Origin of the sequence: Shewanella sp. ECSMB14102 (genome assembly GCF_000813075.1) — a bacterium.
Taxonomy (GTDB): Bacteria; Pseudomonadota; Gammaproteobacteria; order Enterobacterales; family Shewanellaceae; genus Shewanella; species Shewanella indica.
In genome coordinates this window covers 63,909-85,267 of record NZ_JWGX01000027.1, presented here as the reverse complement: position 1 = coordinate 85,267, position 21,359 = coordinate 63,909, and the positions used below count along the sequence as shown (strand labels likewise).

Genomic DNA, 21,359 nt, shown 5'->3' with positions numbered 1-21,359 from the left:
GTCAACGTTCCAGCATTTTATGCTGCCCACATACAATGTATTAAAAAAGCGAACCCAGAGATTCGCTTATTATCTTAGCCTCAAGCAGCAATAATGGCGCCACTGCCGAAGAGAAGACAATGAAGCCGATCATTTTCGCCGCGCAGTTTACTTAAGTAAATGAGCAGCGAAAATGATTGGATGAAGCCGTATTATCGAGGCCAAGTAGCCATGTTATTCGTACTCAGACATGGGCACACAGGCACAGAACAAATTCCTATCCCCATACACATCATCAATACGATTCACGGTCGGCCAGAACTTGTTGGCCTTGACTGTGGCATTCGGGAATACCGCCAGTTCGCGATCGTATGGACGGCTGTCGAAGGCGGGATCCATGATGTCGGCTAGCGTGTGTGGTGCATTGTGCAGCGGGTTATTGTCCGCAGGCCACTCACCGGCTTCGACCCGGGCGATTTCACCGCGGATGGCCACCATGGCTTCGATAAATCTGTCCAGTTCGGCCTTGGACTCAGACTCGGTCGGCTCGATCATCAGGGTTCCGGCAACCGGGAAGCTCATGGTCGGAGCGTGGAAGCCGTAGTCGTTGAGACGCTTGGCCACATCCATTTCGGTGACGCCGGAGGCTTCCTTCAGCGGGCGCAGATCGATAATGCACTCGTGAGCTACACGGTCATTACGGCCGCGGTACAGCACTGGATAGTGCTCTGACAGCTTCTTCATCACATAGTTGGCGTTGAGCATGGCGTTCTGGGTTGATTCACGCAGGCCCTTGGCGCCCAGCAGCTTGATGTACATCCAGCTGATTGGCAGTATGCTGGCGCTGCCGTATGGCGCGGCAGAAACGGCACCGTTGTTGTCGCTTTCGCGGCCCGGCTTAACCAGAGTATGACCGGCAACGAAAGGAGCCAAATGCGCTTTTACGCCGATAGGGCCCATGCCTGGACCACCGCCGCCATGAGGGATGGCGAAGGTCTTGTGCAGGTTGAGGTGGGAAACGTCCGCGCCGATAAAGCCGGGAGTGGTCACACCCACCTGGGCATTCATGTTGGCACCGTCCAGATACACCTGGCCGCCGTGTTGATGGATCACCTCACAGATCTCCGAGACGGTTTCTTCATACACGCCGTGGGTGGAAGGATAAGTGATCATGATGCAGGACAGGTTGCCCGCCACTTCGGCCGCCTTGGCGCGCAGATCTTCCATGTCCACGTTACCGCGCTTGTCACAGGCCACAACCACTATCTTCATACCGGCCATCTGCGCCGAAGCCGGGTTGGTACCGTGAGCCGACTGAGGGATCAGACAGACATTGCGGTGCCCCTCGCCGCGGGATTCATGGTACTTCTTGATGGCCAATAGACCGGCGTATTCGCCGGATGCACCCGAGTTGGGCTGCAGGCACATGGCGTCATAGCCGGTGATTTCCACCAGATAGTCAGACAGCTCATTGAGCAGCTTTTCATAGCCCTTGGCTTGATCCAACGGGCAGAATGGATGCAGGTTGGCAAATTCCGGCCAGCTGATAGGCAGCATCTCGGCGGTGGCGTTCAGCTTCATGGTGCATGAACCCAGAGAGATCATCGAGTGGTTCAGCGCCAGGTCTTTGTTTTCAAGACGCTTGATGTAGCGCAGCATCTCGGTTTCGCTGTGGAAGCTGTTGAAGGTTGGATGCGTCAGGATAGCCTCATCACGCAGCAGCGCCGCAGGGATGGACTCACTGCCCTTGGCAAGGATTTCAGCGTCCAGTGCCGCCACATCCAGGCCATGACCGGCGCCCAGGATGATATCGAACAGGGCAGCCAGATCATCAGCTGTCGTGGTTTCATCCAGGCTGACACCCAGAGTGCCTTCGGCATCAATACGCAGGTTGCTCTCGGCGGCAATGGCGCGGGCCAGCACGGCGTCTTTGTCGGCCACTTTGAAGGTCAGAGTGTCGAACCAGCTAGCGTTGACCAACTCAACGCCCTTGGCCTTGAGGCCGGCGGCGAGAATGTCGGTCAGACGGTGAATACGCTCGGCTATGGTCTTCAGCCCTTGTGGACCATGGTATACGGCGTAGAAAGAGGCCATGTTGGCCAGCAGGATCTGCGCGGTACAGATATTGGAGTTGGCCTTTTCGCGGCGGATATGCTGCTCACGGGTTTGCATCGCCATCCGCAGCGCTGTGTTGCCGCGGCTGTCTTTGGAAACGCCTATGATACGGCCAGGCATGGAACGCTTGTGCTCATCTCGGGTCACGAAGAAGGCGGCGTGCGGGCCACCATATCCCATAGGCACGCCGAAGCGCTGCGCGCTGCCAAAGACCACATCGGCGCCCAGACTACCCGGAGACTTGAGCAATACCAGCGACATGATATCGGCGGCAACAGCCACAACCGCTTTCTGCTCGCGCAGCTTGGCGAAGAGTTCACGCTGATCGTTCAGCTCGCCTGTCTTGCCGCTGTACTGAAACAGGGCACCAAAGAGTTCATGATTGAGCGCTTCCTCGGCGGGGCCTACGACGACTTCAAAACCAAAGCATTCGGCGCGGGTCTTGACCACATCCAGCGTCTGCGGGAATACGTCATCGGCAACGAAAAAGATATTGGCTTTCTTGGCCTTGGACACCCGCTTGGCCAGCGCCATGGCTTCGGCGGCGGCAGTGGCTTCGTCCAGCAGAGAAGCGGAGGCCAGATCCAGGCCGGAGAGGTCCATAGACATCTGCTGGAAATTCAGTACCGCTTCCAGACGGCCCTGGGCAATTTCCGGCTGGTATGGGGTATAAGCCGTGTACCAACCTGGGTTTTCCAGCACATTACGCAAAATGACGTTAGGCACTTCAGTGCCGTAGTAGCCCATGCCTATGTAGCTCTTGAATACCTTGTTCTGCTTGGCCAGGCCCTTGATATAGGCCAGACCTTCAGCTTCGCCACAGGCTTCGCCCACGGCCAGATCCCGGTTCAGACGAATCGACTCCGGTACTATCTGCGCCGTCAGATCTTCCAGTGACTCGGCGCCTACATAATTCAGCATCTCTTGCTGCTGCAGGGCGTCGGAGCCGATATGACGACGGATAAAGAGTTCGTGCTGCTCTAACTGAGTGAGGGTTTGCTTGGTCATGATTAACCTTGTTCCATGTTCGCCGGTATCCTGCCGTAGGGAGGCGGTGTACCAGTCTCTTTATTGGTAAAACAAACGAAGCCCCGGAGGGCTTCGTTTTTCAGCAACGCTTATTCTTCGTCGATGACAGCCTGATATCCTTCGGCATCCAGCAGGTTGTCCAGCTCAGACAGATCAGAAGGCATGACGCGGAAGAACCAGCCATCACCGAATGCATCGCTGTTGACCAGCTCAGGGCTGTCTTCCAGCGCTTCGTTGATGGCAATCACTTCACCGGACAGAGGGGCATAGATATCTGAAGCGGCCTTAACAGACTCGGCCACAGCGCAATCCTCTGAGGCGCTGACAGTGTCGCCTACTTCCGGCAATTCAACGAAAACCATATCACCCAGCAGCTCCTGTGCATGTTCAGTGATACCGACTGTGTAGCTACCGTCTTCTTCCTTACGGATCCATTCGTGAGAAGAAGCGTACTTCAGTTCGCTTGGAATATTGCTCATTATTCTTGTTCCTTTCCCGTGTTTTAGAATGCTTGTTTACCGTTACGCACAAAGCCTGGCGCCACTACTTTAACAGCGACGCGCTTCTTGCGCATTTCGACTTCGGCCGTATCCCCTATGGAGTTCGGTACCCGGGCCATCGCAATAGAATAGCCCAATGTCGGTGAGAATGTACCACTGGTGATCACGCCTTCCTGCTCTTGGCTGTTGGCGTCAGTGAAGAATACCGGCATGCCGTGGCGCAGCACGCCTTTTTGCTCCATCACCAAACCGATAAACTTGTCGGCTCCGGCCGCTTTGATGGCGGTCAGGGCTTCACGACCGATAAAATCACGGTCGCTCGGTTCCCAGGCTATGGTCCAGCCCATGTTGGCAGCCAATGGGTTAACGGTTTCGTCCATGTCCTGACCATAGAGGTTCATCCCGGCTTCCAGGCGCAGCGTATCGCGTGCGCCCAGGCCACATGGCTTAACACCGGCCTCAAGCAGCGCTTGCCACAAGGCTTCGGCTTCTTCTGCCGGCACGGTAATTTCGTAACCTTCTTCACCTGTATAGCCTGTGGTGGCCACAAACAGGTTGCCCGCCTGCACACCGAAGAAAGGCTTCATACCTTCAACGGCCGCGTTTTGCTCGGCAGTGAACACAGTAGCGGTTTTGGCCTTGGCGTTAGGGCCCTGCACGGCAATCATCGCCAGCTCAGGACGCTCGGTCACTGTGACATCATAGGGCTTGGACTGCTCGGCAATCCAGGCGAGATCTTTGTCGCGGGTGGCTGAGTTGACAACAACCCGGTAATGGGTGTCATCGAGATAATAAGTGATCAGATCGTCAATCACCCCGGCTTCATGGTTCAGCATGCCGCTGTACAGCGCCTTGCCGGAGACCTTGAGTTTGGCGATATCGTTGGCCAGCAGTTTACGCAGGAAGGCTTTGGCGTCGCTGCCGCTAACATCAACAACCGTCATATGGGAAACGTCGAACATACCGGCGTCCTGACGCACTGCGTGATGTTCTTCTATCTGCGAACCATAGTTGAGTGGCATCTCCCAACCATGAAAATCAACCATCTTGGCATTGGCTTCCAAGTGCTTGTTAAAGAGTACAGTTTTATTAGCCATTGTTATCCCTTCTAGTCGGGGCTTTACAGTGTCACCCAGGGGCAACACTGAGTTAAAATGCAGCGAAATTATACCCTGCGTCACAAATTTGTATATAAGTGATTTTTCTAATCCGAACTACAATAGATTAATTTTTCTCATGGTTTGCCTGTAATTTTTTTACAGCAAATCACAGCTTGAGTATAAAAAACGCCCAAAAGCGACTGTTTTTGGGCGTTTCCCTTCACATACGGCTAACCGAGGATGAAGATTATTCAGGACGGCACAGACGCGGCAGCTTGAATTTGTGTCCCATGGCCTGTTGCATGAACACAGTTTTCAGCCCAGCGACATTGTCCACCAAGTTGAGACCGAGATCGCGAATCGCCTTCTTCAGAGGATTACTGCCGGCAAACAGCCGCTTGAACCCCTCCATAGCGGCTATCATCTCCATCGCCTCTGCCTTGCGCCAGCGCTCAAGGGCGCGCAGCTCGCCATAGGCGCCGATATCCTTGCCTTCACCGTGCAATGCCGCCACGGTTTCCACTATGGCGCCGGCATCGAGGAAACCCAGGTTAACCCCCTGCCCCGCTAACGGATGTATGGTGTGCGCCGCATCGCCGGCCAGCAGCAAACGATGGCGGGCGAAATGGCGCGCGTAACGCATCCGCAGCGGAACACTCCGGCGTTCACTCTCCAGCTGACACAGGCCCAGGCGGCCATCGAAGGCGGCGGTCAGCGCCCGGGAGAAGGCCTCATCATCCAAAGCCAGTAAGGCTTCGGCCTTTTGCGGCGGCACCGACCAGACGATGGAACAGAGGTCGCTCTCATAAAGCGGCAGAAACGCCAGCGGGCCATCGGCACTGAACACCTGACGGGCACAGTCACCATGGGGCAATTGAGTGCGAATACTGGCGACTATGGCGTGATGGCCGTAATCCCAAAAAGTCAGTGGGATCTGGCACTGTTGACGAACCCAGGAGTTGGCGCCATCGGCAGCCACCACCAGGGCGGCACTGAGGTTATCGCCGTTATCCAGCGTCAGCCAGGCTTCACGCTCACCAAAGGCGATACGCTCAAGCCGGGTATGTTCCAGCAGCGTCAGCTGTTCCAGCTCTGCGGCCCGCTGGGCCAGGGCGTAGTGAATGGCATCGTTTTCGATTATGGTGCCAAGGGAAGTCTCACACTGGCTCTGAGCATCAAACTGAATGCGCCCCATGCCGTCTTTTTCCCAGACATCCATCTTACTGTATGGCCCGAGGCGGGACTTATCCAGATAGGCCCAGGCCCCCAAGTGTTCGAGCAGCGCCTGGCTGGCCTTATTGATGGCACTGACCCTCAGGCGCGGCGCTCCCTCGACCGGCGCAGCACCGGCGGCATCTATCACCACCACCTTGAGCCCGGCCTGTTCCAGACCGCAGGCCGTTGCCAGTCCCACCATACCGCCGCCAACCACGGCCACATCATAGCTTTGGAAATTCATCGTCACTGACTCCTGGAAAACAAACAAGCAGCCGATTGCCTGTGCCACCCCATGGCTCTGTGGGCCACCGGGGTCTTGAGAGGTGGACACCAGGAGAGGATCCTGAGTCCCAAATTACGTCCGGCCACCAGCGGCCAGTAGTTGTTGGAAAAACCGCGCACCAGAAACTCGATATTGTTGATGGTCTGGCGTCTGTCCTGCTCACGGGCAACATTATAGACATGCAGCACCTGGGCTGCGCCTGGGTCAGCGCCTTCGGCCAATACCGGCTCCAGCGTTTCCAGCACAGTGACCAGATCCCTGAGCCCCAGATTAAAGCCCTGCCCGGCTATCGGGTGCAGAGTCTGGGCGGCATTGCCCAAATAAAGCGTGCGGTGATAGATGGGCCTTGGCATGTAAGAGAGGCTCAGTGGGTAACGGTGACGCTCACCCACGGCCACAAAACGCCCGGCTCGATAGCCGAAGGCCTGTTGCAGCTGCTGCAAAAACTCGGCCTGCGGCAAAGCCTGCACCCGCTCGGCCTCTTCATGGGGCAAGGCCCACACCAGGGAGAGCCGGGCCTGGCCGTCGCTGTCACCCATAGGCAGCAGTGCCAGCGGGCCGTGCTCGGTGAAGCGTTCCCAGGCCATGCCATTATGAGGCTTGTCGGTAGCAATATTGGCGATAACCGCGCTCTGGCCAAACTCAAACTGCTGCAACGCCTGTTGCTGCTGGGCACGCACCGAGGAGTTAACCCCATCTGCCGCCAACAATAAACGGCAGGAAAGCCGCTGACCGTTACTGAGGGTCAAACTATGGCCCGCAGCCGAAGTTTGCAGCTTCTCGAGACGCGCCGGGCAATAAAGCTGGATATCACTGTTGCCGATGGCGCTAAACAGCCTCTGGCCGACCCGCTCGAGTTCCACCACCTGGCCGAGGGAGTCCAGCGCAAACTGCTCGGCATTGAGCTCTGTCATGCCGAAATGGCCGCGATCCGAGACATGAATATCGGTTATCGCCGTGCCTAGGTCTGCCAGCAAAGGCCAGATGCCGAGGCGCTTGAGTTCAAACACTGAGCCATTGGCTATGGCGATGGAGCGGGCATCGAAACCAGGATGTTGCTTGGCGGGATCGAAGGCCTCGATAACGGCAATTTTCAGCGGACGGGAGAGTTTCCTGGCCAGGGAGGCCAGCCCCAATGCCAGGGTGGCACCGGCCATGGCACCACCGACAATGGCGATATCCAGCTCAGTGCACTCCTGACTCACAGCTTGGGCGTCAACTTGCGGGTTCATCTTTCCTCTACTCAGGCACGCTCAATGGGTGCCGTCACAGAAAATGACAGGGCGAACGGGCGCCCTGTCAATGCAGCGTATTATTGTCTGGTGTTTCGGCGTCGAGATCAGGCAACTCGGGGCCGAACTCTGAATAGCAGAGAATGGCGGCCATCCGAACAAACTCCAGCAGCTCGAGATATGCACTTTCAGATTCGTCATCGTCGGCAACATCGAACTCTACCTGGGCAATTTCTGCCAGATCTTTGATCACTTCACGGACATCTTCCGACGCCTGATTCAAACCCGGTTGAATAATGGCGATACCGGTGAGGAAGCTCTGGGTCCAGAGCGAGAGCGCCTCTACCCGCACAGTCAGAGGTTCTTCCTCTTCCGGCAGCAGCAGGGTGAAGCCAAAGTCGGGATCCTGCAGTCGATTGACTGTGTCACCAAAAAGTTCGGTTATCAGTTGTGTCAGTTCGTCGGGCAGTCGCTGGCCGTCGTTCATCAGCTCGAGCAAGGGCTGATACCAGGCCTGCTCCTGCTGTGACACGCCGCCACAAATCAGGCCCACCAAGGCGCCATGCACTTCAACCGGATGCTGACCTATGTCGGCGTTGTCGAGCGCACTGCGCAGGCTTTCGATACGTAATGAGGGTGGGGTTGCCATAAAGCTGTCCAAGTATTGAATTTACCCCCGTCATGCTAGCAGAGTTAGGGATGGCGACCAAGACTGGAATCTTACCCAAGCTGCGAGCCAGGTCGTGCATTTGGCAATGCATCCAGGCTTCGCCGTTTATCTCCTGCTCTCCTGCCGGGATTTTGTGCCAGGGAAGCTCATAGAAACAGCATCCGATGCAACAAAGCGGCGCTTGTCTTGCACTTTAACGCTGAGCTAGATATATTCCGCCACAGAGCCAAAGAAAAGGATCCCGTGCGGAAGATGAGTAACAGTGCCATAGATATCACCCTGTTGGGGCGCACCTACTCCATCGCCTGTCCCCCGGGTCAGGAACAGGCACTGCAAGCGGTGGCGCAGAAATTGGAGCTGCAACTGGGCAAGATAAAGGCCCGCACCAACGCCATCAGCCGCGAGGAAATGGCTTTGATGGCCGCACTCAACATAGGCTATGAGCTCTATGAAGAGCAGCGGAAGAATCAAGATTATATGAGCCAAATGGATGATAGGATCCGTTTGCTGCAATCCACTCTTGAGCACGCATTGGTTGAGCGAAGCGCAAGAGAGGATTAAACTGAAATAGCACGAACCCTCACAGGTTCGACCCAGAATTTGCTCCCTGGGGTGTGCGACAGCTGGTAATGTCCCTGTGCCGATATTTTTAATCTCAGGGTGAATGTTTTACTGACATTGTGCATGCTCGGCGCGAACCGAGAAGCCTTAGGAGGTAATCATTTACCCGCCTTGAACCTACGGTTCAAGGGCTACACCGGCATCGACATTCTGGGGAGCATCCTCTTTATGACCCACACAGACTCAAGCAGCCAAACCCGTGATGGGCGTTGCAAGACGCTCAGGCAGGCTATTCGCCATGCCCGCAGGGCCATCCCCGAAGCCGAGCAGCATGTTGCCGCCCTCAAGGGCTGTGAGCAGTTTCTAACCTTGCTCGATGAACTGAGCGCCCAGGGCAGAGCCATCAAGACAGTCGCCCTCTACTTTAGCTGTGACGGCGAGCTGGACACAGCTCCCCTTATCGAAGCGCTATGGCAACGGGGAATCACCACTTGTCTGCCGATCATTCATCCCTTTGCCCCGGGGCGTTTACTGTTTCTGCGTTATCAACTTTCCAGTCAACTGCACGCCAACCGTTTTGGTATCCCCGAGCCCAGGCTGGATATCCGCACTCTGGTGCCCTTGGCTGAACTGGATCTCATCCTCACGCCATTGGTGGCCTTCGACGCCCAGGGCAACCGTATGGGCATGGGCGGCGGCTTCTACGACAGAACACTGGCCGCGGCGCAGCAAGGCGACAGAACTGTGCCATTACTGGCAGTCGGCTTTGCCCATACCCTACAGCAGGTGGATTCCCTGCCCCTCGCCCCCTGGGATATCCCGCTGCCCTTTATCGTTACCCCGAACAAGCTGCATAGCTTCAACACTTTGACGGCTGAGTCTTGACCCGAAAAAATGGTATAACGTCAGCCTGAGAAGTCGCGGAGTAAGCAAGTATGGCACGTCAGTATCGCAGCCTTGATAAACCAGACAGTGCCCAGCGGGCCAAGGTTAAGCAGCAGATGCAGCGGGAAACCTATCAAAATATGCGCCGGCAACAGTCACAACCCAAGGCGCTGCTCGGCGCCTTGCTGGGTGCCATTCTTGCTGTGTGGCTGTTTCTATTTATGGCCAGCAGCAACAGCACTCTGGTTTGGCTGTATATGCTGCCGGCGGTGGCTGTGGGCCTGGGGGCCAGATGGCTGGGGAAGTGTTTCGAGTGGCAGCTTTTGCTGCCGGTTCCACTGATTACGCTACTGCTTTATAGCCTGGCACTCTGGTTGTTACTGCGCTTTCATGCCTCGGATCTCCTGATAGTGCCGCTTTGCTGTGGTATCAGCCTTTACTGCGCCCGCCGTTCACTGACTTCCATGGAGCAAAGCGCCCTGTGGCAGGCCAAGCTGGAGCAACACTGAGACCTGGCTCCTGGTGGTTATTGCTGTTACTGAATATCTTGGCAAATCCTCCTATGGCGTTGGCTTGAATCTCAGGGCAGGTTAATAACGTCCGCCCTGCTGGCACTCTGTCCAAACGACTTCTATGCTGAAAGCCATATATGCAGCTCATTATCATGCCGCCGAGTCGGCCTTGTCGTTTTTGGAATTCCACTCAAAGGAGAGAACAAGCGATGAAAAAGTCCATCCTGATCCCGGGTTGTTTATCACTGGTGTTTGCCGCATCACAACTGGCCGCCGAAGAGGTCAGCATCTCATTACTGTCGGCAGGTGGCCCAAGCCCCATAGGCAGCATCAGTCTCAGTGATTCTGCCTACGGCCTGGTGTTAACCCCCAATCTTAAGCAACTCACACCCGGCGTTCACGGCTTCCATGTGCATCAAAATGGCAGTTGTGACACCAGCAGCAAAGACGGCAAGACGGTATTGGGCGGTGCGGCCGGAGGTCACTTCGACCCTGATGGCAGCGGCAAGCATGGTTATCCCTGGACAGATGACAATCACAAGGGTGATCTGCCACCGCTCTATGTCGATGCTGATGGCATGGCTTCCACACCTGTGCTGGCACCAAGGTTGAAACTGGCCGACGTCAAAGGTAAGGCACTGATGATCCACATGGGAGGCGATAACCATTCAGATCACCCGGCGCCACTGGGCGGCGGTGGCGCCCGCATGGCCTGTGGCGTGATTAACTGAGCCACACCTAACACAAAAACGCGGCTCTTGAGCCGCGTTTTTTATTACAATTCCGGAACCTATAGCTTGGCTTTTTTAGTGGCTTTCGCCCTTGCCTCTTAAACGCGCCACCATACTCATCAAGGCCACGGCGATAGCACCGGCCAAAATGCCGAACAGGGCGTTGAGCAAGGTAGGTGTCAGCGCTGCCAGCACAGGGCCGGCCACAGCCAGAGAGCCTACCCAGTTGGCAACATGGGTTATCTGCTCACTGACCCAATGCAGGCCATGAGTGAGAATACCGCCCCCCACCATAAACATGGCAGCGGTACCTACTATGGTGAGCAGCTTCATCAGCTTGGGCGCGGCGCTGACCAGCACAAGTCCCAGGCGTCTGAGGTTATGGGCCCAAAAACCTTCGCCTCTACGCCTTGAGAGATACAGCCCGGCGTCATCCAGCTTAACGATACCGGCCACCAAGCCATAGACCCCGATAGTCATGACCACGGCAATGATAGACAGAGTGGCCAACTGGGTCATAAAGGCTTTTTCCGCCACAATCCCTAAGGTGATGGCGATGATTTCCGCCGATAACACAAAGTCGGTACGTATCGCCCCTTTGACTTTCTGTGCCTCCCAGGCGCGAATATCCTCGACCTCTTTCATGGCAGCTTCGATGACGGCTTCATCGTCTGCTTCGGCAGAAGCCTTGCTATGGCTGGCCTTGTGCCAGAGTTTTTCAAAGCCTTCAAAACAGAGAAACAAACCACCGAACATCAATAGCGGTGTAACGGCCCAGGGTATAAAGGCGCTGATCAGCAGGGCTGCCGGCACCAGAATAAGCTTGTTGCGAAAAGAGCCCTTGGCAACGGCCCATACCACAGGCAGCTCCCGATCGGCGCTGATCCCTGTTACCTGCTGCGCATTAAGCGCCAGATCATCTCCCAACACCCCGGCGGTTTTCTTGGCGGCAACCTTACTCATTACCGCCACATCATCCAGGATGGTGGCAATATCATCCAACAGAGTCAGTAGACTCGCTCCAGCCATTTAAATCTCCTTAAACCAGGTCAATTTTGCGCTCTTAATAGGTTCGGTGTGCAACATATTCAAGTGGCACCAGTGCACTTTTTCAGCGCAGTACTGCCACATCAGCCTGGCCGTTCCCCCGCCGGCTATGGTAGCGCATGGGCGCATGCCACCACAGTAAAAAATGCTTAACCTATGTTGTTCTTCAAGAACTATTCTTCAGGACAAGATTGAGCGGCACTTTTCACTACAACTCGGAGTATACTAGGGCAAGTTCAAGTGAATTTGTCAGAATCAACAGGATGGCATTATGACCCAAGATGAAATGAAGAAAGCGGCCGGTTGGGCGGCGCTGGAATATGTCGAGAAAGACAGCATAGTTGGCGTAGGCACCGGCTCTACCGTCAACCACTTTATCGATGCTCTGGCTACGATAAAGGCCGATATTGAAGGCGCGGTTTCCAGCTCTGAAGCCTCCACCGCCAAACTCAAACAGTTGGGGATCCCTGTGTTTGATCTCAATTCAGTAGATAAGCTGTCTGTCTATGTCGATGGCGCCGATGAAATCAACGGCCACATGGACATGATCAAGGGTGGCGGCGCCGCGCTGACCCGGGAAAAGATAGTTGCAGCCGTGGCCGACAAGTTTATCTGTATCGTTGATAACACCAAGCAAGTCGATGTGCTGGGCAACTTCCCGCTGCCGGTAGAAGTGATCCCCATGGCCCGCTCCTACGTAGCCCGTGAGCTGGTTAAACTGGGTGGCGATCCTGTCTATCGTGAAGGTGTGGTAACAGATAACGGCAACGTCATTCTGGATGTCTATAACCTGAAGATACTGAATCCCAAAGAGCTGGAAGTGCAGATTAATGCCATAGTGGGCGTAGTGACCAATGGTCTGTTCGCCAACCGTGGCGCCGATGTGCTCCTGGTGGGCACCCCAGAAGGGGTTAAAACCATCAAGTAAGCCCTAAGCTTAAATGCCAAAAGCCGCCAGCAGGCGGCTTTTTTGTGAAAATATGAGCGAATTGCAGGGCAAGAGCAAAGCAAGAACAGTCGGCTCAGGAGTAAAAAATAGCCAACCAGACAGTAGTTTGCTCCTCGGCGGTCCAACTGACTCTGTGGCGCACATGAGCGGGGATATTGAGCCAGTCCCCCGGGTTCAGGCTCACTTCTGAACCATCTTCATACTGCAGCCGGGCGGCGCCTTGCAGCAACAATACCCATTCATGCTGCGCTTGATCGTACCATTGCCCTTCGGGCGTTACCTGACCGTGGGACAGAATGCGCTCAATTTTAAGATCCGGCGTGGCCAAGAGCGCGTCAAACTGCTCGGCATCAAGCTGCTTGGGTAAGTTGGCAAACAGATTGTTCATCTTGCTCTCCTGCGACATATGAGCCGTTACTCAGCCTATCTCTATCTTAAATAGACTCCCGGTGTGCACTTGGTTTTACTGCCTGTTTTACTGCTTGTTTTACAGGGGCTCCAGCTGCTCAACCAGCAACTGCAGGTTACTGTTGCCGCGAAACTCGTTCACATCCAGCTTATACAGCAGGCGCACATGATTGATGCTGGCATCGGGCCAGGTGTTGAGATCCACATTGAAGGCGATTGCATCGGCCATGATCCGGCCGCACTCAGTCTCCAGCACCAGTTTAAGATGTTTCTCTGCCACCAGTCTTTGCTGCAGAATTCTGAAATGGCCATCAAATAGCGGCTCGGGGAAGGCCTGGCCCCAGGGACCGGCATCTCTGAGCAGCTGCGCCGTATCCAAGGTAAAACATTCAAGCGGCAATTCACCGTCGGAGAACAGCTCGCCATTGAGATCTTCCAGGGTCAGCAGCTCACGGACACAGGTGTCAAAGGCCGCGGCAAACTGCTCGAAGGCATCCTTACGCAACGACAGCCCGGCGGCCATGGCATGACCACCGAACTTGAGGATCATCCCGGGATGACGGGCATTGATAAGCTCCAGCAGATCGCGCATATGCAGCCCCTTGATGGAACGAGCCGAGCCCTTGATTTCAGTGTCGCTGGCTTCGGCAAAGGCGATTACCGGGCGGTGGAACCTGTCTTTAATCCGGGAAGCCAGAATGCCTATCACCCCCTGATGCCAGTCCGGCTGATAAAGGGCGATGCCCCAGGGCTGTTCACTCTCTTTGAGCTGCAGCGCCTCCAGGCTCTTCATCGCTTCTTGCTGCATGCCGGTTTCCAGCTCGCGGCGCTCGGCGTTGAGGCCATCAAGCTCGGCCGCCATTCTTCTCGCCTTGAGCATGTCATCGCACAAGAGAGTTTCAACCCCGAGCGCCATTTCATCCAGCCTTCCGGCGGCATTGAGTCTGGGGCCAACCGCAAAGCCGAAATCGGCGGCCACCAAACGCGCCGGATTGCGGCGGGCCACCTCCAGCAAGGCGGTGATCCCCGGGCGACAGGCGCCGTTTCGCACCCGTTTGATACCCGCGTCCACCAGAATACGGTTGTTGGCATCGAGCGACACCACATCGGCCACAGTGCCCAAGGCCACCAAGTCCAGCAATACGCTCAAGTTGGGCTCGGCCAAGGCATGATTAACAAACCAGTGACGTTTTCTCAGCTCGGCCCGCAGTGCCAACATCAGATAGAAAGCCACCCCGACCCCGGCAATCGACTTGGAAGCGAAGCTGCAACCGGGTTGGTTGGGGTTAATAATGGCATCGGCCTCGGGTAATTCATTGCCCGGCAAATGGTGATCTGTGATGACAACCGTCATCCCCAGCGCCTTGGCGGCCCTGACGCCTTCGATGGAGGAAATACCGTTATCGACAGTGATCAGCAACTCGGCGCCCTTACCGTGCGCCACCGCCACTATTTCAGGGCTGAGGCCATAACCATAATCGAAACGATTGGGGATCAGATAATCACAGTTTTCCATTCCCATCATTCTGAGCGCCAACAGACACACACTGGTGGAGGTGGCGCCATCGGCATCGAAATCACCCATGATCAGAATACGGCGGTTGGCGGCGATGGCATCGGCCACCAGCTCGGCCCCTTGCTGCAAGCCCAGCATGGTATCCGGCCTGAGCAGACGCTTGAGCACCAGTTCGCACTCGGGAGCCTGAACGCCGCGACTGGCGTAAATCTGTTTTAAAAGCGGGTGCAGATTAGCGGGTAAATGGCTGTCGTCCACCCTGGGACGACGGACGATTTTGTGGATCACTGTGGGTTATTCTTGAAAATGGCTTTGCCGGGCAAGATAACAAAAAGGCGAGTGGGTTGCTCGCCTTTTTGAATGGGATTTTTCGATTACTGCTGAGCACGCTCAAGATTATACAACAACTCTTTCGGTGGCTGATAACCCGGGATCAGGCTGCCATCTTCGAGGATAACCGCCGGAGTACCATTGATGCCGAAACTCATCCCCAGTTGATACTGCCCAGGAATATTGGCATCGCACTTGGCCATTTTGATACTCTTGCCGGCCTTGGCGTCATCCATGGCCTTGTGAGGGTCCTTGGCACACCAAACCGCTTCCATCTCCTCGGCGTTGGGTGAAGGCACGCCCTGACGGGGATAGGCCAGATAGCGCACTGTTATCCCCAAATCGTTGTATTCCTGCATCTGGTTATGCAGCTTACGGCAATAACCACAGGTGATATCGGTAAAGACAGTCACCACATGCTTTTCGTTCTTGGCCTTGTAGACCAGCATCTTGTCTTCAAATGGCTTGAGCATCTCGAGTCTTGGGCCTGCAAGCGCCGCCTCGGTGAGGTTTTTCATCCCTTGGTTCAGATCATAAACATTGCCATGCAGCAGCTTGGAACCATCTTTGCTGATATAGAGTACGCCACGGTTGGTGATTGCCTGATACAAGCCTGGGATAGGTGAATCTGCCATAGAGATCACTTCAATACCCAAGGTGTCACTGAGCTTTTGCTTCAGTTGATCACCCGGCTCGGAAGCCGCTGAGGCGGCACCGACAAAGGGTGTAACCGCCAGCGCCAGACACAGGGAAAATGCACGGGTTAACTTCATTGGAAATCCTATCTTATTTGGGCCTGATTGGGTTTTATCGTCTTTCATCAGACCGGGCCAGAGGCTGAAAAGTTACAGGCTGTTGTCAGTTAAAGCAACTAATACCATCTTATACAAGAGCTTGCTCTCATCAAACCCCTCTCGGCCATTAGCGTTAAAGCCAAATGGTTTACAAGGGATAACCTATTCAACCTCTTGGATGATGCTGTTGATGTAGCGACTGCAACCTGGCATTGGCCACATGGGTATAGATTTGGGTGGTAGACAGCGAGCTGTGCCCCAGCAGCAACTGCACTACCCGCAAGTCGGCGCCATGGTTAAGCAAATGGGTGGCAAAGGCATGCCTCAGGGTATGGGGCGACAACTCAGTACTGATACCAGCCCGCAATGCATAGAGCTTGATCCTGTGCCAGAAAGTCTGGCGGGTCATCATCTGGGCGCGTTTGGAGGGAAACACCACATCACTCTGTTTACCGCCGAGCAGCTCGGCGCGCGCCAACTTGAGGAAGGACTCTATTTCGCTGACGGCCACCTCGCCCATGGGCACCAGACGCTCCTTGCCGCCTTTCCCCATGATCCGTACCAGCCCCTGACGCAGACTCACCTGCTCCAGCGTCAACCCCACCAGTTCACTGACCCTGAGCCCGGTGGCGTATAACAGCTCCAGCATCGCCTTGTCTCTGGCTTCGACCGGATCTTCCCGTATGGGCTCAGCCAGCAGGGCATCCACCTCGGCCTCGCTGAGACTGCCGGGCAGTTTGCGCTTGAGCTTGGTGGAGGCGATACGCGCCATAGGATCTTCCGTTATCAGTTGCCGACGCAGCAAAAAACCATAAAAGCGCCGCAAGCTGCTCTTCAACCTGGCGCTGCTGCTCTCGGCTCCCCCTTTATCGAATCGAAAACCGAGATAATCCTGCACCACTTCGCGCCCGGCAGTGCTGAGCGTCAGCCCTCTTCCCTGCAGGTACTGATCAAAATGGCGCAGGTCATTGCGATAGGCAGCCAGTGTGTTGTCGCTCAACCCCTTACTGGACCATAAATCATCGAGAAAACCTTCAATCAAGGGATCCAGGACATAAGCGGATGAAGAAGTCGCGGCCACAAACAATACTCCAATAAAAAACGGCGTCATCAAGGATAACGCCGTCTCGAAATAGACTCCAGCCACTCAGAGCTCTTGCAAAGGACTTAAGGTTAGTTGCTGCGAACTATGCCTTACATCAGCCCGGTAAGCTAATGCAGAGCATAGATGCAACTTGTGAGTGAATACCTTCCTCAGGTCGTTTGCGCGGCCTTAGGGCTGACAAACAGACAGATAATCATCACTGTCAGAGTTGGCGGTAGCCAGGCCATGCCCTCTTCGTAAAGCGGCAAGGTAGACATCACAGGGGCCAGGCTTTCCACCCCTGAAACAAATGCCAACAGCAAAGCATTGGGTTCGGCAACTTCAGTCAACGGCTTGAGTGAAGCCACAGTCACCTTAAGCGCATCAAAAATCCCGAAGAACAAGGCCACCGACAGCGCCAATCTGTGGGCAAATTTCGGATTGCGGAAATACGGTGTCAGGAAGGTCACCAACACCAAAGCAATAGCCACTGGGTAGATGGTCATCAGCACGGGGATACTGATAGCCAGCAGTTGGGTTAGACCTACGTTGGCTACCACGGCACAGATCACGCTGAACAGCACCACCAGAAAGCGATAAGTGGCACCCGGGATCAACTCCTGAAAAAAGTCAGAGCAGGCACTCACCAAGCCTACGGCCGTGGTCAAACAGGCAAGAGTCACCACTGTGGACAGCAGGATAATCCCCATATCACCGAACTCATGAGTCACATAATTGGTGAGGATCTGACCACCGCTCTCTGCGCCCTTGGCCATATCGCCGGCAGTTGCCCCAAGGAAAAACAGTGACACATACACAAATGCCAGCCCGGCAGCGGCCACCAAGGCGGCACGCACCAGATAGCGGGTCTGTAAGCCTGGCTCAGACACCCCTTTGTTACGCAAAATATCGATAATCAGCATACCGAACATCAAGGACGCCAGGGTGTCCATGGTGTTATAACCTTCGATAATGCCTTTGGTCAGCGGATGCTTGATATAGTCGCCGCTGGCGGCCGGTACCTCACTGCCGGGCAGCAAGATCACCGAGACCGCCAGTCCTACCAGCAGCAGAATCAGCACAGGAGTCAACACCTTGCCTATGCTATCCATCAGCTTGCCTGGAAACAGTGCCAGCAGCATAGTCACAATAAAAAATCCCAGGGTATAAAATAGTTGCGGCTTATTCAGTTCAAGTCCAAGGATATTGACTACCGATGCTGGGTCTTGAATGAAAGGCAGCGCACCAATCTCATAGGCCACCAGGCCGGTACGAGGCGCCGCGAAGGCTGGGCCAATAATGATATAAATTGCCACCGCCAGAGCTGTCGCGGCAAAGGCCGGCAACAGCTTCATCACTTTGCCCTGCGCCTTGGCGACAGCTATCAAGCCGGCCAGCGGTAACCCCACGGCGGTAATCAAAAAGCCAATCATGGCCAGTGGCATATTGTCGCCGGCCAGTTGTCCGGCAAAAGGAGGAAAAATCAGGTTGCCCGCCCCCAGGAAAAACGCAAAGGTCATGAATCCCAGGCCCAGGGTGTCACCAAGTGTCAATTGAGTCTTGTGCACTGTATGCCCCATCTTGTTATGTTTTTTTAATAAACTTAAGTGATTGCGACATTTTTAGCTATAGCTGAAATAACAGCCGCCGCGCTCGCCCTATTCGAGTGTAAAGCCTTTATTACAGGTATCCGTGGTAAATTCGGCCCATTCTTGGCGAGTTTATGAACAAATGGCAGGGGTTTTCGCTGCTTTGCTTATCCTAAAACTGTTTTACCTTGATCTAATTCGCAGAATGCTGCGAATTAAGGGGAAACACTAATACCAGACCCAACCAAAGTACGCAATAACACGCCCCAACAGCCGACCAAAAACACAACAGATGCAAATCTCAGGATGAAAAAAAGTTGTTCAAGGTCACACCCAGCCCCAAACGAGGCAACAGACATAGCATTTTGCAAACATTTACTGGCGGCCCAACTTCCCTGCTGGTACGACCTTTAACACTCGCCCGACATCACTAACCTAAAGTGAGCAGCATCCCCTGCCAAAGTATGAACTCCAGCGAAACAAAGCTATGGCAAAGCCTTGGCGAATGATGACTCTTTCGGGATAAAATCACCGCCAAGCATTTTGCTTGAGAGGTTGGGCAGTTAATGGCATTCAGTTTCAAGGCATTTCATATCGAAGATCACGGCTGCGGTATGCCGGTCAGCACCGATGGGGTGCTCTTGGGCGCCTGGGCGCCCTTAACCGGGGCCAAACGAGTATTGGATATAGGGGCCGGCAGCGGCTTGCTGAGTCTAATGGCGGCGCAGCGCAGTGAGGCCGAAATACTGGCGGTTGAGATCGACCACAGCGCAGCCCATGCCAGCAATGCCAACTTCAAGGCTTCACCCTGGTCGAGCAGACTCGCTCTGTTTCAAGGCTCGATTCAGGCCTATTGCGATGAACTTGCCTTAGCAGACTCAGCGCTGTTCGACCATATTCTCTGTAACCCGCCCTATTTCGAAACCGGCCCGCGCTCCAATGACCCCAAACGGGCCACAGCGAGACATACGGAACAGCTGAACTTTGACGAGCTGTGTCTGGCGATAAAGCAGTTGTTAAAACCACAGGGGCAGGCGAGTCTTATTCTGCCAATCCAGAGCCTAGAGAGATTTGAGCGCGCCGCAATTGAGCAAGGTTTGCGACTGGCCGCACGGGTCAGTGTCAGCAGCACGCCTCAAAAGCCCTGTAACCGACAGTTGTTACTGCTTGAGCATGTCAAGGAAGGCGAAGCGGTTACCGAGCCAAAAGCCCATTCTTCCCTTTATATAAGAGAAGCTGACGGCCGTTATTCAGAGGCCATGATACAACTGACCCGGGATTTTTACCTGAAACTTTAAACCATTGCTTACAGTAAAGGACTTGGGCATTCGTTGCCAACCAAACCCGGGATCCAAGCCGTTAAGCCGCCACAGACCACAGATGGGATTTATTCACAGCTTCCCAAGCTCCAAGCTGTGCACGGCAACCCAGACAAGGTATACTCCCGCGCATTATTGTTTGAGATGCTTCCCATGCTATTTGAAGATTTTGATCTGGACCATAGGCTTTTAGATTCGCTGAAAGCTATGGGCCACAAGACACCGACCAGTATTCAACAATTGGCTCTGCCTTTGGCGCTGGAGCAGCGGGATATTCTTGCCCACGCCCCGACCGGCACAGGTAAGACCGCCAGTTTCCTACTGCCGGCACTGCAACACCTGATTGACTTCCCCCGTCGTCGTCCCGGCCAGGCCAGAGTACTGGTGTTGACCCCGACCCGCGAGCTGGCTAGTCAGGTACACAGGTACGCCTGCCATCTGGCGACCGGACTTGGGCTGGACATAGGCATCATCACAGGCGGCGTTCCATACGCCCCCCAGGAAGAAGCCCTGGCCGGTAACCTGGATATTCTGGTGGCGACTCCGGGTCGCCTGCTCGAATACTTGGAGAAGCGTAAGTTTGAAGCCACCGAAGTGGAACTGCTTATCATAGATGAAGCCGACCGCATGCTGGATATGGGCTTCTCTCAGGTGGTGCAGACCATAGCCATAGAAGCACAGGGACGTAAGCAGAACATGCTGTTCTCCGCCACGCTGGAAGGTAGCGGCGTGCGCCGTTTTGCCGGCGAGCTGCTCAATGATCCTGTGTTAGTAGAAGCCGAACCACCACGCAGCGAAAAGGCCAAGATCCATCAATGGATCCACCTGGCCGATAATAGAGAGCACAAGTTTGCTCTCTTGTGCCACCTGCTCAATCAGGAAGAAACCAAACGCGCCATCGTCTTTTGCAAGACCCGCGAAGTGGTCAGCAGCCTGGAAGGCTTGTTGCTGCAGGCCGGGATCCCCGCCGCCTTTATGCGCGGCGATATGGAGCAAAAGAAACGTTTCCAGGCGCTGGGGCGTTTCACCAAGGGGGAAGTCAAGGTACTGTTGGCTACCGACGTCGCTGCCCGAGGCATAGATATCGAAGGCATCACCCATGTGATCAACTATGATATGCCCCGCTCTGCCGACGCCTATGTGCACAGAATTGGCCGTACCGGCCGCGCCGGTGCCAAGGGCACAGCCATCTCTCTGGTGGAAGCCCATGATATGCGGATCCTCAACAAGATTGAGCGCTATATTGAGCAAAAGCTGAAACGGCGGATCATTGAAGAGCTGCGTCCCAAGCACAAAGAAGCCAAGGTGCCGACCAAGAAAAAGGTCAAAACCAAGGATGCCAGCACCAAGAACGGCAAGAAAAAGAAGAAGAAATAAGCAAGGGGCGAACAAGTCCGATGCGTGCTCTACTCAGGCTTACTGACCTGAGTACAAGACATGGTTCGCAGTAAATGGACTAAGTCTTTTGCAAGAACGCCATAAGCTGCGGCTTAAGCTATCGCAAAAAA

19 protein-coding genes and 1 other RNA gene are annotated in these 21,359 nt (G+C 54.9%); 8 read left to right on the top strand and 12 right to left on the bottom strand.

Features of this window, described 5'->3' with window-relative positions; genetic code table 11:
• Positions 1-213: 213 nt before the first annotated feature.
• The 6 genes from gcvP to RC73_RS10340 all read right to left on the bottom strand — a co-directional run bounded on the left by gcvP (position 214) and on the right by RC73_RS10340 (position 8,105).
• The gene (gene gcvP, locus RC73_RS10365) at positions 214-3,102 is read right to left on the bottom strand and encodes an aminomethyl-transferring glycine dehydrogenase (RefSeq protein ID WP_039034561.1); all 2,889 of its coding nucleotides are present in this window, start codon (positions 3,100-3,102) and stop codon (positions 214-216) included.
• A 110-nt stretch (positions 3,103-3,212) separates the two neighbouring features.
• Positions 3,213-3,602, bottom strand: coding sequence for a glycine cleavage system protein GcvH (gene gcvH, locus RC73_RS10360; protein WP_039034560.1), 390 nt, complete (start codon positions 3,600-3,602; stop codon positions 3,213-3,215).
• Between the two features lie 23 nt (positions 3,603-3,625).
• On the bottom strand, positions 3,626-4,720 hold the full coding sequence (gcvT, locus tag RC73_RS10355) for a glycine cleavage system aminomethyltransferase GcvT (RefSeq protein WP_039034559.1): 1,095 nt from the start codon (positions 4,718-4,720) through the stop codon (positions 3,626-3,628).
• A gap of 250 nt (positions 4,721-4,970) precedes the next feature.
• Positions 4,971-6,182, bottom strand: coding sequence for an FAD-dependent monooxygenase (locus tag RC73_RS10350; protein ID WP_039034558.1), 1,212 nt, complete (start codon positions 6,180-6,182; stop codon positions 4,971-4,973).
• Between the two features lie 2 nt (positions 6,183-6,184).
• Positions 6,185-7,456, bottom strand: a complete 1,272-nt coding sequence (ubiH, locus tag RC73_RS10345; protein ID WP_052248129.1) for a 2-octaprenyl-6-methoxyphenyl hydroxylase — start codon at positions 7,454-7,456, stop codon at positions 6,185-6,187.
• A gap of 67 nt (positions 7,457-7,523) precedes the next feature.
• Complete coding sequence (locus RC73_RS10340; RefSeq protein WP_039034573.1) at positions 7,524-8,105, bottom strand: UPF0149 family protein; 582 nt, start codon at positions 8,103-8,105, stop codon at positions 7,524-7,526.
• Between the two features lie 273 nt (positions 8,106-8,378).
• Here RC73_RS10340 and zapA point away from each other — a divergent pair, with 273 nt between their 5' ends.
• The 5 genes from zapA to sodC all read left to right on the top strand — a co-directional run bounded on the left by zapA (position 8,379) and on the right by sodC (position 10,815).
• The gene (gene zapA / locus RC73_RS10335) at positions 8,379-8,687 is read left to right on the top strand and encodes a cell division protein ZapA (RefSeq protein WP_039034557.1); all 309 of its coding nucleotides are present in this window, start codon (positions 8,379-8,381) and stop codon (positions 8,685-8,687) included.
• A 40-nt stretch (positions 8,688-8,727) separates the two neighbouring features.
• Positions 8,728-8,908, top strand: a non-coding RNA gene (gene ssrS, locus RC73_RS20095) — 6S RNA.
• Between the two features lie 7 nt (positions 8,909-8,915).
• Complete coding sequence (locus tag RC73_RS10330) at positions 8,916-9,572, top strand: 5-formyltetrahydrofolate cyclo-ligase (protein WP_052248128.1); 657 nt, start codon at positions 8,916-8,918, stop codon at positions 9,570-9,572.
• A 50-nt stretch (positions 9,573-9,622) separates the two neighbouring features.
• Entirely contained in the window at positions 9,623-10,081 is a 459-nt protein-coding gene (locus tag RC73_RS10325; RefSeq protein ID WP_039034555.1) for a hypothetical protein, read from the top strand.
• A 212-nt stretch (positions 10,082-10,293) separates the two neighbouring features.
• Positions 10,294-10,815 carry a superoxide dismutase family protein gene (gene sodC / locus RC73_RS10320; protein ID WP_039034554.1) on the top strand — a complete coding sequence of 174 codons (522 nt, stop codon included), beginning with the start codon at positions 10,294-10,296 and terminating at the stop codon, positions 10,813-10,815.
• A 75-nt stretch (positions 10,816-10,890) separates the two neighbouring features.
• Here the strand turns inward: sodC and RC73_RS10315 are convergent, their stop codons facing one another.
• On the bottom strand, positions 10,891-11,844 hold the full coding sequence (locus RC73_RS10315; RefSeq protein ID WP_039034553.1) for a DUF808 domain-containing protein: 954 nt from the start codon (positions 11,842-11,844) through the stop codon (positions 10,891-10,893).
• 289 nt (positions 11,845-12,133) lie between these two features.
• Here RC73_RS10315 and rpiA point away from each other — a divergent pair, with 289 nt between their 5' ends.
• Positions 12,134-12,790 carry a ribose-5-phosphate isomerase RpiA gene (gene rpiA / locus RC73_RS10310; protein ID WP_025008999.1) on the top strand — a complete coding sequence of 219 codons (657 nt, stop codon included), beginning with the start codon at positions 12,134-12,136 and terminating at the stop codon, positions 12,788-12,790.
• A gap of 94 nt (positions 12,791-12,884) precedes the next feature.
• On the opposite strand, the gene RC73_RS10305 is transcribed toward rpiA, so the two are convergent.
• The 5 genes from RC73_RS10305 to brnQ all read right to left on the bottom strand — a co-directional run bounded on the left by RC73_RS10305 (position 12,885) and on the right by brnQ (position 18,523).
• Positions 12,885-13,199, bottom strand: a complete 315-nt coding sequence (locus RC73_RS10305; RefSeq protein WP_039034552.1) for a cupin domain-containing protein — start codon at positions 13,197-13,199, stop codon at positions 12,885-12,887.
• Positions 13,200-13,298: 99 nt separating this feature from the next.
• Positions 13,299-15,023, bottom strand: coding sequence for a single-stranded-DNA-specific exonuclease RecJ (gene recJ, locus RC73_RS10300; RefSeq protein WP_039034551.1), 1,725 nt, complete (start codon positions 15,021-15,023; stop codon positions 13,299-13,301).
• 86 nt (positions 15,024-15,109) lie between these two features.
• Positions 15,110-15,838, bottom strand: a complete 729-nt coding sequence (dsbC, locus tag RC73_RS10295; RefSeq protein ID WP_039034550.1) for a bifunctional protein-disulfide isomerase/oxidoreductase DsbC — start codon at positions 15,836-15,838, stop codon at positions 15,110-15,112.
• A gap of 187 nt (positions 15,839-16,025) precedes the next feature.
• Positions 16,026-16,970, bottom strand: coding sequence for a site-specific tyrosine recombinase XerD (gene xerD / locus RC73_RS10290; RefSeq protein WP_082014295.1), 945 nt, complete (start codon positions 16,968-16,970; stop codon positions 16,026-16,028).
• A 143-nt stretch (positions 16,971-17,113) separates the two neighbouring features.
• Positions 17,114-18,523, bottom strand: a complete 1,410-nt coding sequence (gene brnQ, locus RC73_RS10285) for a branched-chain amino acid transport system II carrier protein (RefSeq protein ID WP_039034549.1) — start codon at positions 18,521-18,523, stop codon at positions 17,114-17,116.
• Between the two features lie 575 nt (positions 18,524-19,098).
• Here brnQ and RC73_RS10280 point away from each other — a divergent pair.
• Together RC73_RS10280 and srmB are read left to right on the top strand one after the other, a co-directional pair.
• The gene (locus RC73_RS10280; RefSeq protein ID WP_039034548.1) at positions 19,099-19,830 is read left to right on the top strand and encodes a tRNA1(Val) (adenine(37)-N6)-methyltransferase; all 732 of its coding nucleotides are present in this window, start codon (positions 19,099-19,101) and stop codon (positions 19,828-19,830) included.
• Between the two features lie 174 nt (positions 19,831-20,004).
• Positions 20,005-21,228, top strand: coding sequence for an ATP-dependent RNA helicase SrmB (gene srmB / locus RC73_RS10275; RefSeq protein ID WP_039034571.1), 1,224 nt, complete (start codon positions 20,005-20,007; stop codon positions 21,226-21,228).
• Positions 21,229-21,359 lie beyond the last annotated feature (131 nt).

Excerpts from the sequence above, each read along its gene's own strand:
- gcvP (WP_039034561.1), bottom strand. The coding sequence starts at position 3,102 with ATGACCAAGCAAACCCTCACTCAGTTAGAGCAGCACGAACTCTTTATC.
- gcvH (WP_039034560.1), bottom strand. The coding sequence starts at position 3,602 with ATGAGCAATATTCCAAGCGAACTGAAGTACGCTTCTTCTCACGAATGG.
- gcvT (WP_039034559.1), bottom strand. The coding sequence starts at position 4,720 with ATGGCTAATAAAACTGTACTCTTTAACAAGCACTTGGAAGCCAATGCC.
- RC73_RS10350 (WP_039034558.1), bottom strand. The coding sequence starts at position 6,182 with ATGAATTTCCAAAGCTATGATGTGGCCGTGGTTGGCGGCGGTATGGTG.
- ubiH (WP_052248129.1), bottom strand. The coding sequence starts at position 7,456 with ATGAACCCGCAAGTTGACGCCCAAGCTGTGAGTCAGGAGTGCACTGAG.
- RC73_RS10340 (WP_039034573.1), bottom strand. The coding sequence starts at position 8,105 with ATGGCAACCCCACCCTCATTACGTATCGAAAGCCTGCGCAGTGCGCTC.
- zapA (WP_039034557.1), top strand. The coding sequence starts at position 8,379 with ATGAGTAACAGTGCCATAGATATCACCCTGTTGGGGCGCACCTACTCC.
- RC73_RS10330 (WP_052248128.1), top strand. The coding sequence starts at position 8,916 with ATGACCCACACAGACTCAAGCAGCCAAACCCGTGATGGGCGTTGCAAG.
- RC73_RS10325 (WP_039034555.1), top strand. The coding sequence starts at position 9,623 with ATGGCACGTCAGTATCGCAGCCTTGATAAACCAGACAGTGCCCAGCGG.
- sodC (WP_039034554.1), top strand. The coding sequence starts at position 10,294 with ATGAAAAAGTCCATCCTGATCCCGGGTTGTTTATCACTGGTGTTTGCC.
- RC73_RS10315 (WP_039034553.1), bottom strand. The coding sequence starts at position 11,844 with ATGGCTGGAGCGAGTCTACTGACTCTGTTGGATGATATTGCCACCATC.
- rpiA (WP_025008999.1), top strand. The coding sequence starts at position 12,134 with ATGACCCAAGATGAAATGAAGAAAGCGGCCGGTTGGGCGGCGCTGGAA.
- RC73_RS10305 (WP_039034552.1), bottom strand. The coding sequence starts at position 13,199 with ATGAACAATCTGTTTGCCAACTTACCCAAGCAGCTTGATGCCGAGCAG.
- dsbC (WP_039034550.1), bottom strand. The coding sequence starts at position 15,838 with ATGAAGTTAACCCGTGCATTTTCCCTGTGTCTGGCGCTGGCGGTTACA.
- xerD (WP_082014295.1), bottom strand. The coding sequence starts at position 16,970 with ATGACGCCGTTTTTTATTGGAGTATTGTTTGTGGCCGCGACTTCTTCA.
- brnQ (WP_039034549.1), bottom strand. The coding sequence starts at position 18,523 with ATGGGGCATACAGTGCACAAGACTCAATTGACACTTGGTGACACCCTG.
- RC73_RS10280 (WP_039034548.1), top strand. The coding sequence starts at position 19,099 with ATGGCATTCAGTTTCAAGGCATTTCATATCGAAGATCACGGCTGCGGT.
- srmB (WP_039034571.1), top strand. The coding sequence starts at position 20,005 with ATGCTATTTGAAGATTTTGATCTGGACCATAGGCTTTTAGATTCGCTG.